The organism is Pantoea sp. PSNIH1 (assembly GCF_007680655.1).
In the GTDB taxonomy this organism is placed as follows: domain Bacteria; phylum Pseudomonadota; class Gammaproteobacteria; order Enterobacterales; family Enterobacteriaceae; genus Pantoea; species Pantoea eucrina.
Window position 1 is genome coordinate 301,728 of the sequence record NZ_VEIP01000001.1, and the last position, 13,287, is coordinate 315,014.

At 61.5% G+C, this 13,287-nt stretch carries 9 protein-coding genes; 6 read left to right on the plus strand and 3 right to left on the minus strand.

Going from position 1 to position 13,287, the window contains the following annotated elements:
- The first annotated feature begins 13 nt into the window (after window positions 1-13).
- Complete coding sequence (locus tag FS690_RS01350) at window positions 14-1,795, plus strand: thiamine pyrophosphate-requiring protein (RefSeq protein WP_039385251.1); 1,782 nt, start codon at window positions 14-16, stop codon at window positions 1,793-1,795.
- 480 nt (window positions 1,796-2,275) lie between these two features.
- Here the strand turns inward: FS690_RS01350 and FS690_RS01355 are convergent, their stop codons facing one another.
- Both FS690_RS01355 and FS690_RS01360 read right to left on the minus strand, forming a co-directional pair.
- Window positions 2,276-2,758, minus strand: coding sequence for a transposase (locus FS690_RS01355; RefSeq protein WP_145338966.1), 483 nt, complete (start codon window positions 2,756-2,758; stop codon window positions 2,276-2,278).
- Window positions 2,759-3,055: 297 nt separating this feature from the next.
- Window positions 3,056-5,209 (minus strand): putative bifunctional diguanylate cyclase/phosphodiesterase, encoded by a 2,154-nt coding sequence (locus tag FS690_RS01360; protein WP_370512299.1) that lies wholly within the window; start codon window positions 5,207-5,209, stop codon window positions 3,056-3,058.
- Between the two features lie 282 nt (window positions 5,210-5,491).
- On the opposite strand from FS690_RS01360, the gene FS690_RS01365 reads away from it, so the two are divergent.
- Complete coding sequence (locus FS690_RS01365) at window positions 5,492-6,064, plus strand: phosphonate C-P lyase system protein PhnH (protein WP_039385249.1); 573 nt, start codon at window positions 5,492-5,494, stop codon at window positions 6,062-6,064.
- Window positions 6,065-6,074: 10 nt separating this feature from the next.
- Here FS690_RS01365 and FS690_RS01370 read toward each other — a convergent pair whose 3' ends face one another.
- Window positions 6,075-8,657 (minus strand): ATP-binding protein, encoded by a 2,583-nt coding sequence (locus FS690_RS01370; protein WP_145338967.1) that lies wholly within the window; start codon window positions 8,655-8,657, stop codon window positions 6,075-6,077.
- 145 nt (window positions 8,658-8,802) lie between these two features.
- Here FS690_RS01370 and FS690_RS01375 point away from each other — a divergent pair, with 145 nt between their 5' ends.
- The 4 genes from FS690_RS01375 (at window position 8,803) to FS690_RS01390 (ending at window position 13,286) form a co-directional block, all read left to right on the plus strand.
- Entirely contained in the window at window positions 8,803-10,305 is a 1,503-nt protein-coding gene (locus FS690_RS01375; RefSeq protein WP_039385247.1) for a sugar ABC transporter ATP-binding protein, read from the plus strand.
- Window positions 10,306-10,315: 10 nt separating this feature from the next.
- A complete protein-coding gene (locus FS690_RS01380; protein WP_108569559.1) occupies window positions 10,316-11,299 on the plus strand; it encodes a ribose ABC transporter permease in 984 nt (327 codons plus the stop codon).
- A gap of 72 nt (window positions 11,300-11,371) precedes the next feature.
- Entirely contained in the window at window positions 11,372-12,310 is a 939-nt protein-coding gene (locus FS690_RS01385; protein ID WP_145338968.1) for an ABC transporter substrate-binding protein, read from the plus strand.
- 115 nt (window positions 12,311-12,425) lie between these two features.
- Window positions 12,426-13,286, plus strand: a complete 861-nt coding sequence (locus FS690_RS01390; RefSeq protein ID WP_145338969.1) for a ketose 1,6-bisphosphate aldolase — start codon at window positions 12,426-12,428, stop codon at window positions 13,284-13,286.
- Window position 13,287 lies beyond the last annotated feature (1 nt).

The following is a 13,287-nucleotide window of genomic DNA, read 5'->3' on the forward strand; positions in this document are numbered from 1 at the left end:
AGGGAGCAGCGGGATGAGTAAAAAAACCAGCGATTTTTTTGTCGAGCGCCTGCAGGCGTGGGGCGTCACGCGCATTTATGGCTATCCGGGCGATGGCATCAACGGCGTGCTGGGCGCTATCCAGCGCGCCAATAAAGCGGGTGCCGGCATTGAGTTTATCCAGGTGCGGCATGAAGAGATGGCGGCATTTATGGCTGCCGGCCACGCCAAATTTACCGGTGAGCTTGGCGTCTGCCTCTCCACCGGCGGGCCGGGTGCCACCCACCTGCTGACCGGTCTTTACGATGCCAAAATGGATCATGCACCGGTGCTGGCGATCGCCGGACAGGCTGAAGTGACCGCGCGCGGCGCCAGCTATCAGCAGGAGATGAACCTCGATCGCGTGTTTGCTGATGTCGCTAATTTTGTTCAGGAAGCGGCCGCACCGGCGCAGATCCAGCATCTGGTCGATCGCGGCGTACGCATTGCGAAAGCGCAGAACGGCGTAGCGGTGCTGATCCTGCCAAAAGATATTCAGGATGAAACCTGGCAGCCACCGCAGCACGCACACGGCTTTACCCACTCCGGTCCTGGCTATCAGCGTCCGAAAATCGTGCCGTATGAGGCAGATCTGCAGCGTGCGGCAGAGGTTCTCAACGCCGGCAGCAAGGTGGCGATCCTGATTGGCGCAGGTGCGCGCGGCGCGGCAGTGGAAGTGGTGCAGGTCGCGAACCTGCTCGGCGCGGGCGTCGCCAAAGCGCTGCTGGGTAAAGATGTGCTGCCGGACGATGCGCCGTTTGTCACCGGATCAATCGGCCTGCTCGGCACTAAACCGTCGTGGGATCTGATGCAGGAGTGCGACACGCTGCTGATGATCGGCACCGGCTTCCCGTGGACCGAGTTTTTACCTGCCGAGGGCAAAGTGCGGGCGGTACAGATTGATATTGATCCGGCGATGCTGGGCCTGCGCTACCCCTGTGAAGTCAACCTGCACGGGGATAGCGCCGAAACGCTGCGGGCGCTGATCCCGCTGCTGCAGCACAAAAGCGATCGCCACTGGCAGGAGCAGATTGCGCTGCAGGTGCGCGACTGGTGGCAGCTGATGGAGGAGCGGGCGCTGGCGCCGGCTAATCCGGTTAATCCACAGCGGGTAGTATGGGAGATGTCGCCGCAGCTGCCGGATAACGCTATTGTCACCTCAGATTCCGGCTCCTGCGCCAACTGGTTTGCGCGCGACTATCGCGTGAAGCAGGGGCAGCGCGCCACGCTCTCCGGCGGTCTTGCCTGTATGGGTGCCGCCGTACCGTTCGCTATCGCCGCTAAATTTGCTTATCCCGATAAACCGGTTGTGGCGCTGGTCGGAGACGGGGCGATGCAGATGAATAATATGGCTGAGCTGATCACTATTCAGAAATACTGGCAGCAGTGGGACGATCCACGGCTGATCGTCTGCGTGTTTAACAATCAGGATCTTAATCAGGTGACCTGGGAGCAGCGCGTGATGGAAGGCAATCCGCGCTTCGAGGCGTCACAGCAGCTGCCCGATGTACCCTACGCGCGTTTTGCCGAGAGTCTTGGCCTGCAGGGGATCGTGGTGGATAATCCGGATGAGTTAGCCGCCGCGTGGCAGCAGGCGCTGAGCGCAAACCGCCCGGTGGTGCTGGAGGTGAAAACCGATCCGGAAGTCGCACCGCTGCCGCCGCATATCACCTTTAAGCAGGCGAAATCCTTTATGGCCTCCATGGTTAAAGGCGATCGCGGCGTGGCACAGATTATCGGTGACACCGCCAGTCAGCTTATCCGCCCCAAACGCTGATTCCGTCGTAGGGGACGCATTCATGCGTCCCTGGCGTCATTTATGCGCCGTGCCCGATTGTTACCAGGGCGCCATAAATGGCGCCCCTACAGATTTATATTAGGGTACGATAAATAACGCATCCCCGTTGCCGCTGTAGGGGGCGCATTCATGCGCCCCTGACGTCATTAATGCGTCCCTGGCATCGTTTATGCGCCATGCCCGGTTGTTACCAGGGCGCCATAAATGGCGCCCCTACGGGGTTATGTGCAGATGCGATAAATAACGCATCTCCGGTGCCGCCGTAGGGGACGCATTAATGCGTCCCTGGCGTTGTTTATGCGCTGTGCCCGACTGTCGCCAGGGCGCCATAAATGGCGCCCCTACAAAGTTGTGTTCGGGCGCGATAAATAACGCATCCCCGTTGCCGCTGTAGGGGGCGCATTCATGCGCCCCTGACGTCATTAATGCGTCCCTGGCGTCGTTTATGCGCCCCTGACATCATCTATTCACCTCCGCATCCTTTAAATGTCTCGTCTCTCCTCGTACAAACAACCGGTCCAGCTCCCACTTCAATGGATTCTCTGCAATATAACGGCGAACTGCAGACAGCTCCTGTTCCGAGCGGATAACGCGGTCATAAAAGCCACGCTGCCAGACAGGCGTTCCGAGCTGGCGGGAAATACCCGCTTTAAAGTGATTAATAATGGCTGATAAACAACAGATATTACCCGGCTGAAGCCAGATGATGCCGTGCAGGTGATTGGGCATCACAATAAATGTATCGGTTGCCAGCGTGTTATAACGGGCAGAAAGGCGCTCCCACTCTTCGGCAACACAAAGGCCGGACGGCGAAGCGTGCATACTGCCGGACAGGATCTCACCCAGCAGCAGCGCACGCTGTCGGGTGACCAGGGTAACGAAATAAGCGCCGGGCGTACGATAATCAAATTGCGTCAGGCGCGGATTTTTTCGGTTTCGCATTGTGCCTCCTTGCGCCTTTATTCTCTCTTTTCAGCGCAGAAAGGCGAGTCAGCCACGTTAACGATGCGAGATGTCGCGAAAAAGAAAACGGTGCCGGTTGTTACCAGGGCGCCATAAATGGCGCCCCTACAAAGTTGTGTTCGGGCGCGATAAATAACGCATCCCCGGTGCCGGTAGGGGACGCATTTATGCGTCCCTGGATTCGTTTATGTGGACCTAACGTCGTTTATGTGCCGTGCCCGGTTGTTGCCAGGGCGCCATAAATGGCGCCCCTACGGGGTTTTATCCTGTCGTTTCCTATACCATTTTTTCAATCTCGGTCAGCGGGACGGCGTGGCTGAACAGATAGCCCTGCAGCTGGTTACAGCCGGCGTTGGCGAGGGCGTGCATCTGTCCTTCGGTTTCTACGCCTTCGGCGGTGACGGTCAGGCCCATGGCGTGCCCCAGCCGAACGACGGATTCAATAATCGCAGTTGAGTTATCTGCCACGCCGAGCGACTGGGTAAAAGAACGGTCGATTTTTATCTTATCGACCGGGAAACTGCTCAGATAGTTAAGGCTGGAGTAGCCGGTGCCAAAATCATCCAGCGCGATACGGAAGCCCGCTTCGCGCAGCGCAATGATAGAGCTGCGGGCCGCATGCTCATCCTCAATCAGCACGCCTTCGGTGATCTCCAGCTCCAGGCGCTGCGGATCGGCGCCTTCGCTCGCAACAATCTCCAGCAGCCGGGAGATAAAGCCGCTGCTGCGAAACTGCACCGGTGAAACGTTCACCGCCACCACCACCTGCGGCAGCTTCAGCGACGTCTTACACGCTTCGCGCAGCACCCACTCGCCCAGCGGCAGGATCAGCCCGGTCTCTTCGGCGATAGCGATAAAGTCAGCCGGTGAGATATCACCACGGGTCGGATGGTGCCAGCGCAGCAGCGCCTCAACGCCAACCACGCGTTCACCGTTAATCTCCATCAGCGGCTGATACCAGACGGCCAGCCCGGTAAAATTAACCAGCGCCTGACGCAGCTCTGCCGCCAGCTCCTGCCGGGTACGCAGCGACTCATCCATCGCTTTTTCGAACTGGCGAAACTGACCGCGCCCGTGATTTTTGGCGTCATACAGCGCGATATCCGCCTTACGCATCAGCTCCAGCCGGTCCACGCCATCTTTCGGTGCCAGCGCCAGGCCGATACTGACGCCAACCCACAGCTCATTGCCCAGCAGATGATAAGGAGCGCTGAGCGCGCTGATAATGCGCTGCGCCAGCGTATGCACCTGGCCGATAGTCTCCGTATCCGGCATCACGATAATAAACTCATCGCCGCCGATGCGTCCCACGGTATCGCTGGTGCGCACAATCTCGCTCAGGCGCCGCGCCACTTCGCGGATCAGTTCATCGCCGGCGTGATGGCCCCAGGTGTCATTGATATTTTTAAACCGATCAAGATCGAGCAGCAGCAGCGCCACGCGGCGATCGTGCCGCAGCGCCGCGGCCAGCGCCTGGGTCAGGCGATCTTCCACCAGCGCGCGGTTGGGCAGGCCGGTCAGCACGTCATGAAACGCAAGGTGCTGCGCCTGCGCCTCGCTGGCACCCAGCCGGACCAGCGACTGCGACAGGCTGAGCGAGGAGGTCCAGATGCGCCGTACCATAAACAGGCAGAGCAGGGTGATAATCAGCACCGACAGCAGCGTTGAGGGCACGATCGTGCGCAGCATCTGCGCGCCGGGCTTATCGGGTTGCCAGCTCAGATAGCCTACCCGCTGGCCGCTCTGCGATGAGAGGGGCCAGAAAGCCATCTCCTTATCAGTGGGTGGCGCGTTGCTAAAGTGCAGCTGCGCCAGCTGGCTGCGATCGGAAAGGTGACGCAGATAGCCATCGTCAAGAAACGCGACGCTCACCAGGCTAAACCGGTTTGTCATGTCAGGCGCGCTAATTTCACCCACGGCCAGCGCGGCAGCGCGACCGGCAATGCGCACAAAATCGGCCCGATCTTCTGCGCCAGCCGCGCTGGCTACCAGCGGCGTGGCGAGCAGATCGCGCAGCCACGGACCGACTGCCTGTGGGCTGACCGGCTCACCGTTGCGCCAGGCGGCAACCGGCTGCTGCCTGCTGTCCAGCAGCAGAATCAGCTGATGGGCAAACATCTCATAAAGCCAGCTGCCGACGTTCTGATCCAGCCACGCCCGGTCGGCGTCACGCAGCGTCAGGTGGCTGGCGAGCGGCGACCAGCGCGTCAGGCTGCGCAGCTGGCGCAAATGCTCGCTGAGGCTCTGGTCGAATGAGGCGGCAATCATCCGCTGCTGCTGCTCACGCGCTTCACTGTTGGTCACGGATGTCCCCCAGTAAAGTCCGCTGCCGGCCCCGGCAAACGACAGCACCAGAATCGCGATCAGCGGCGCGACCACCTGACGCAAAAAACTGTGCCGGAATTGACGGGATGTTCTGATTGAATTCATTATTTTTTCTTCATATAAAAAGGCGGCCGTATTGAATAAGTTAGCAGAAAGACGGGTTTGTGCCTGGCGGAGAGCGGCGCGGCGCGAGATGCACTTATTAATCATCCTGATGCGTTAGCTGCTCATTGGCCGCGGCTGATTCATCGCGCCGTCACGCCATCGTCACCGCGCTGTCATCTGCTGCGCGCATCCTGAGCGTTCATTAAAACGGGCGGGGCAGCCGGACACGGCGCTGAAAGCGCCCGGCTATTTATTGTTTATTCCGGTATCCGGAGAGGACCCATGACTTTACTGGCCAGTTTTCATTATTCCGTCGCGGATGCTCAGCAGGCGTCCCGTCGCGTACACAAAGCTATAAGCGAGCCAGGTGTTATCGTGTCGCTGCCGCTGATGCCAGGCCAGCGCGAACTCTCCTCTGCTGCCAGCGCGCTGCTGCTGACGCGGGAAGAGGGGGCAGATACGCTGTGGCTCGATCCGCAGATTGACAGTGCGGCGCTGCGCAGCACGCTGCATTTTTGTACCGGCATGCCGCTTGTCTCCGCCTGCAACGCCTCGCTGGCCCTGAGTCACGCCCGTGCGAATCCCGATCCCGCTACTTTGATGGCCCGGCAGGCTGCCGCCGGGCATAACCGCACGCTGATTATTGAGCTGCCAGGTCTGAACGGCGGCCTGACGCTGCGTCTCAGCGGCGACGGGCTGCGTGAAACGCGCGCGGTTGCACCGCAGCTGCCGCCGGCGGTGCTCGCTTATCTGCGTGAGCATCCGCATCCCGGCCGGCAGCGGTCAGATCTCATTTTTACCTGCGGTGAAACGCTCATGGCGCTGCCGCATACTGTCCGGGTGGCGGTGTGCTGAGCGCAGGCTATCAGCGGGAAAGCGGTGTGGCAGCAGCCTGCCGCGCGCGGTTAAGCCGTGCGCTGCGCTGCCAGGCCCGCTCCAGCGCCTGAACCAGCTGCGCCTGCTGCCACGGCTTCGCCAGCCGTTCACACAGCGGTAACGTCACCTGCGACCGGCGCAGATCCTGCCCGCTGACCAGCAGCGTGGCGAGCTGCGGCCACTGCTGCTGCGCCTGGCGTATCACATCGGCGCCGTTGAGCGCACCGGGCAGCATCAGATCGCTGATCAGCAGATCGATATCGGGTGTCTGCTGCAGCAGCGCCAGCGCGCTGGCACCGTCGGCGCACTCCAGCGTCAGATAGCCAAGCTGATGCAGATGGTCACACAGCGTCTGCCGTACGGCGGGTTCATCATCCAGCACCAGCACCAGCCGATCGCGGCTCGCACCGGGCTGCGCGGGTGGAGGAGCCGCCACCGGCTGTACCGCCTCCGCCGCGCGCGGCAGCAGCAGGCGTACCGTGGTACCCTGGCCCGGTGCGGTCTCCAGCGCAATTTCACCGCCCGACTGCCGCACAAAGCCATACACCATCGATAGCCCCAGACCGCTGCCGCTGCCGGTGGGCTTGGTGGTGAAGAAGGGTTCAAACACCTGCTGACGCACCTCCGCTGACATGCCGCAGCCGCGATCGATCACCTCCACCACGACCCACTCGCGTTTACCCGCCGCGGACGCTTTGCGCTGGTTCCAGACGCGCAGCACTATCTCACCGGGCTGCTGCTGCAGCGCGTCGCGCGCGTTAACCACCAGGTTCATCAGCGCATTTTCAAGCTGACCGGCATCGATCCATGCCGGCCAGCCCGGGCGTGCTGCTTCTGTTACCAGCTGCTGACCGGGCAGCAGGGCGTGCTGCAGCAGCGAATGCAGATCCTCTACCAGATCCACGACCGCGACCGCCCGTGGATAGAGCGCCTGTTTACGGGAAAACGCGAGCAGTCGCTGGGTGAGCTGCGCGGCGCGGTCCGCCGCCTGGCGGGCGCGTTCGATACGGGTTGCCAGCGTGCCAGCCGGCAGCTGATCGGCGGTGAGCGCCAGGCTGCCGATGATCACCGCCAGCAGATTATTAAAATCGTGCGCCAGTCCGCCGGTCAGCTGGCCCACCGCTTTCATTTTCTGGCTGTGCAGCAGCGCCTCCTCCAGCGCTTTTCGCGAGGTGCGCTCCAGCACGGTGTTGACCATGCCGCGACGCGGCACCGGACTGAAGCGCAGCTCCAGCGTCCGCCCGTCCGGCAGCCGCACTTCCTGCGCATCCTGCAGGCTGAGCAGCTGCAGATCCAGCCGTGCCAGCAGCTGCTGATAGTGCAGGCCACGCTGCAGCTCATGCGGCGCAATACCGAGCAGCTGCGCATACTGCGCGTTCCAGACCACCAGCTGACCGCTGTTATCAAACAGCGCAAAGCCGTCGCGCATGGCGAGAAAGGTTGACTCCAGCTGGGTGCTTTTCTCTTTCAGCAGTGAAGAGGTGTGCGCCAGTGAGGCGGTGTTGCGGGCAAAAACGTTAAACGCCCGCGCCAGATCGCCCAGTTCGTCGCGCCGCGTCTGGCCGGGTACGCTGACGCCTTTCTCCCCCTGCGCCAGCTGCGTCATCGCGCGGGCGATAGCGGTAAGGCCGGAGCCGAGATTGCGGTAGATGTAGTAGCCGGCGTAACCGGTGATCAGCAGCGCCAGCAGCATAAACAGCGCGATAAAACCAATGACCGAGTTGAGTTCACGGTGGGTGCTGGCGCTGCGCGCATCGCTCTGCTGCGCCACCTGCTGTACATAGCGGGTGATATCCTCATTGAGCATTGCCACCAGCGCCTTGATACGGTAGGTCGCGTAGGCGATGCCGGTATCGCTCTCCTCAAGCCCGGCGGCGACCGGCTCCAGCGCACGGAGGGCATGGACAAAGCGCGCCCGCTGCAGCGCCAGCACGCCTTCCAGCGGCAGGGCTGACCAGACCGGAAGAATGGATGAGAGCTGCTGCACCGCAGCCTGCGGCGCGGCAGAGCGGATCGCTACCGCCAGCAGGCTCTCGCTCTGCTGGCGCAGCGGCAGAAAAGCGGCGTCGCTCGCAAGCGCTGAGATCCGGTTCAGCAGCAGCTGCGCCTGCCACAGCCCGCTTAGCATGGTGTTGCGCTGCAGGTGGCGCTGATGCCCCCGCTGCAGCAGCAGCGTGATGCTCTGCTCCAGCATCTGGCTGCGCTCACGAATACGGCTGAGCAGGGCGGGCTGCTGCCTGGCCACGGGGGCCGCCGCCAGCTGCGTCAGCGCCTGCTGCAGCGCCTGCTGCGTCTGCTGCAGGCGGGCCGACTCACTCTGATACTCCAGCGCACCCACCACCTGCGACAGGCGTACCGCCGCCGTCGCCACGTTGGCCGTATCACGCGCCAGCGCCAGGCTGCCATTCATATCGGCCAGCGTCTGCGCCTGCGCCTGTTCCTGAATCGTGCCGGCGTGGCGGAATCCGGTAATCGCCACCAGGCTGACCGCCAGCGTCACGCCGACCACCAGCAGATTAAACAGCAGCAGGCGTCCACGGGCACCGGCATACCACGGCAGAGTCTGACTCATGCGCCACCCCTCGCAATGCGGAACGTCAGCCGAGTATAAAAGTGGCGCGCAGAGGCAATATGACAAATATGAACGGGCGCTGACATTTTCCATTTATGTTGCGCGGCGACACTGCTCAGCACTATCCGGCAGCAGGAGCGCGGCAATGACAGCACCGATACTGGAGATGCGCGGTATTACCCGGCGCTTCGGCAGCTTTTACGCCCTGAAGGGCGTGGATCTCACTATCTGGCCGGGCGAAGTACACGCGCTGATGGGCGAAAACGGGGCCGGTAAGAGCACCCTGATGAAAATCCTGGCCGGTGCCTACAGCGCCAGCAGCGGGGAGATCCTGATTGAGGGCAAGCCGTACGCCATCCGCGGCCCTAAAGAGGCGCTGGCGGCGGGCATTACGCTGATCTATCAGGAGATCAATCTGGCACCCAACCTCACGGTGGCAGAGAACATTTTTCTCGGCAGTGAGATTGCGCGCGGCGGGCTGGTGAAACGCCGGCAGATGGCGGAAGAGGCGCAGCAGGTGATTGCGCGGCTTGGCGCGCGCTTCAGCGCCACCGATCTGGTCGGCCGTCTGAGCATCGCCGAACAGCAGCAGGTGGAGATCGCCCGCGCGCTGCACCGCAACAGCCGCATTCTGGTGATGGATGAACCTACCGCCGCGCTCTCCAGCCGGGAAACAGAGCAGCTGTTTGCGCTGATCAAGCGGCTGCGCAGCGAAGGCATGGCGATTATCTACATCAGTCACCGCATGGCTGAAGTGTATGAGCTGTCAGATCGCGTCAGCGTGCTGCGCGACGGTGAGTATGTCGGCAGCCTGACGCGTGAGCAGCTCAACGCCAGCGAACTGGTGCGCATGATGGTCGGGCGTCCGCTCAGCGATCTGTTTAACAAAGCGCGCGACATCCCGTTTGGTGCTATCCGCCTGGCGGTCAATCACCTGACTGACCGCAACAAGGTCCACCCCAGCAGCCTGGCGGTACGCGCGGGCGAAATTGTCGGCCTCGCCGGCCTGGTGGGCGCCGGACGCAGCGAGCTGGCGCAGCTGATATTTGGCGTGCAGCAGCCCGCCGGCGGCGAAATCTGGATTGACGGAGAAAAAGTGCACATCCGCTCCCCGCGCGAGGCGATCGCGCGCGGCATCGGCTTTCTCACTGAAAACCGCAAAGAGCAGGGGCTGTTTCTGGAACTGGCCGCCCGGGAAAACATTGTGATGGCGACGCTGGAGCGCGACGCCAGCTACGGCCTGCTGAACCGGCGTAAGGGGCAGAAGATCGCCACTGACGCTATCGCCTCGCTCAATATTCGCGTGCCGCATGCGCAGGTTCGCGCGGGCGGGCTATCGGGCGGCAACCAGCAGAAGCTGCTGATCTCCCGCTGGGTATCTATTGCGCCGCGCATTCTGATTCTGGACGAACCGACGCGCGGTGTGGACGTCGGTGCGAAGAGTGAAATTTACCGCATGATGAATCAGCTGGCGCAGCAGGGCGTGGCGATTCTGATGATCTCCAGCGAACTGCCGGAGGTGGTGGGCATGAGCGATCGCGTCTACGTCATGCGTGAAGGCACCATTGCCGGCGAGCTGAGCGGTGACGCCATCAGCCAGGAAAATATCATGACACTGGCCACCGGCGCTCAGCCGGTTACAGCCTGAGGAGAAAGGAATGACCAGCGAAACCGCACGCGTAACCAGCCCGACGCTGAAACGGGCGTTAATGAGCGATCTGCTGCAGACGATCGGGATCCTGCCGATTCTGATCCTGATTGTGGCGGTGTTTGGCTTTATCGCACCTAACTTCTTCACCGAGGCGAACCTGCTGAACATTACCCGGCAGGCCTCTATCAATATCGTGCTGGCGGCGGGGATGACGTTTGTCATTCTGACCGGCGGTATCGATCTGTCTGTGGGCTCCATGCTCGGCACCACGGCAGTGGTCGCGATGGTGGTGTCGCTCGATCCCGCCTTTGCCGGCCTGACGATCCCTGCTGCACTGGGTGCCGGGCTGATCATGGGACTGTTCAACGGCATCCTGGTCGCCTGGGCCGGGCTGCCGCCGTTTATCGTCACGCTTGGCACCTATACCGCCCTGCGCGGGGCCGCCTATCTGCTGGCTGACGGCACAACGGTCATTAACTCCAGCATCAATTTTGAGTGGATAGGCAACGGCTATCTCGGGCCGGTGCCGTGGCTGATCATCATCGCCTTTGCGGTTATCGCGCTCTGCTGGTTCATTCTGCGCCGTACCACTTTAGGCATCCATATCTATGCGGTGGGCGGCAATATGCAGGCGGCCCGTCTGACCGGGATCAAAGTCGGCGCGGTGCTGATTTTTGTCTACGCCATGAGCGGCCTGCTCTCCGGGCTGGGAGGGCTGATGAGCGCCTCACGACTCTACAGCGCCAACGGCAACCTTGGCGTGGGCTATGAGCTGGATGCGATTGCTGCGGTGATCCTCGGCGGCACCAGCTTTGTCGGCGGTATCGGCACCATCACCGGCACGCTGATTGGCGCACTGATTATCGCCACGCTCAACAACGGCATGACGCTGATGGGCGTCTCCTACTTCTGGCAGCTGGTGATCAAAGGCGGCGTGATCATCGTCGCCGTGTTAATCGATAAATACCGTACCCGTCATCACGTCAGCTGAAGGCCGGCAGAACATTTCCAGGTGGCGATCCCGCGGACCGCTGACAATAAAAAAAGCAGGAGAACATCAACTATGCGTTTTAATCCGATTGTAACCGGACTGCTGGCCGCCACGCTGCTGAGCGCGCCGCTGGTACAGGCAAAAGAGCTGAAATCGATAGGGGTGACCGTAGGCGATCTGGCCAACCCGTTCTTTGTGCAGATCACCAAAGGTGCCGAGCTGAAAGCCCGCGAGCTGGCAGGTGACAAGGTCAACGTGACGCTGGTCTCCAGCGGCTACGATCTCGGTCAGCAGGTGGGACAGATCGATAACTTTATCGCCGCCAAAGTCGATATGATCATTCTCAACGCCGCCGACTCCAAAGGCATTGCGCCAGCGGTGAAGCGGGCGCGCGACGCCGGCATCGTCGTGGTGGCGGTGGACGTGGCCGCAGATGGCGCTAACGCCACCATTACCTCGGATAACACCCAGGCAGGCGCGATGGCGTGTAAATATATCTCTGACCGGCTGAAGGCGAAGGGCAACGTGGTGATCATCAACGGACCGCCGGTTTCGGCGGTGCAGAACCGTGTCGAAGGCTGCATGAGCGAGCTGAAGACGCACCCCGATATTAAGCTGCTCTCTTACAACCAGAACGCTAAAGGCAGCCGCGAAGGCGGGCTGGAGGTGATGACCGGTCTGCTCTCCGCTAATCCGAAAATCGACGGCGTGTTTGCTATCAACGATCCGACCGCAATCGGCGCTGACCTGGCGGCCAAACAGGCGCAGCGCAGCGAATTCTTTATTGTAGGGGTCGATGGTTCACCGGACGGGGAAGAGGCGCTGAAGCGTAAAGGCTCGCTGTTTGTGGCGACCCCGGCGCAGGACCCGCAGGTGATGGCGGAGAAAGCGGTGGAAATTGGTTACAACATACTGCAAGGCAAGTCTGCTCCCGACAAACCGGTGCTGATCCCGGTGACGATGATCGATCGCGACAACGTGAGCAGTTACAAAGGCTGGACAGTGAAATAACGCGGCAGATTTTCCGGTCGTCATCCCTTTCCTGCCTGCAGGAGAGGGCTGCGGCGGCAGGTATGTTGCCTGGCCGCCGCAGCCTCCATTACCCCTCACGTGACGGGAGCACTTCATGGCACTGATATCTCTGGCGCAGGGGCTGGCCCATGCGCAGCAGCACGGCTACGCGCTGGGCGCATTTAACGTCCTCGATACCCACTTTCTGCGCGCGCTGTTTCAGGCAGCGGAGCAGCAGCGTTCACCCTTTATCATCAACCTTGCAGAGGTGCACTTTAAGTATGTCAGCCTCGATCACCTGGTCGCGGCGATTCGCTGCGAGGCGGCGCGGCACGCGATTCCGGTGGTGCTCAATCTCGATCACGGTCTGCATTTCGAGGCGGTGGTGCAGGCGGTGCGCCTGGGCTTTACCTCGGTGATGTTTGACGGCTCCGGGCTGAGCTATGACGAGAATGTGCGTCAAACGCAGGAGGTCGTAAAACTCTGTCATGCGGTGGGCGTCTCGGTCGAAGCGGAGCTAGGCGCGGTGGGAGGCGACGAGGGCGGGGCGCTGGCCGGTGAAGCGGACAGCGCAAAATTTACCGATCCGGCGCTGGCGGCTGACTTTGTGCAGAGTACCGGCATCGACTGCCTGGCGGTGGCGATCGGTAACGCACACGGTAAATATAAAGGCGAACCGCGCCTCGACTTTGACCGGCTGGCGGCGATCCGCAGCGCGGCAGGTATTCCGCTGGTGCTGCACGGCGGCTCAGGGATTAGCGACGCCGACTTTCGCCGCGCCATTACGCTCGGCATTCATAAAATCAACTTCTACACCGGCATGTCCCAGGCGGCGCTGGACGCAATAGAAACGCAGATGGATCAGCGCGACGCCCGCTATGACAGCTTTGCTGAGCTGCTTATGGCGGTGGAGCGCAATATCAGCCGCGTGGTCGCGCAGCAGATGCAGATTTTCGGCAGCAGCGGACGCGCCTGAG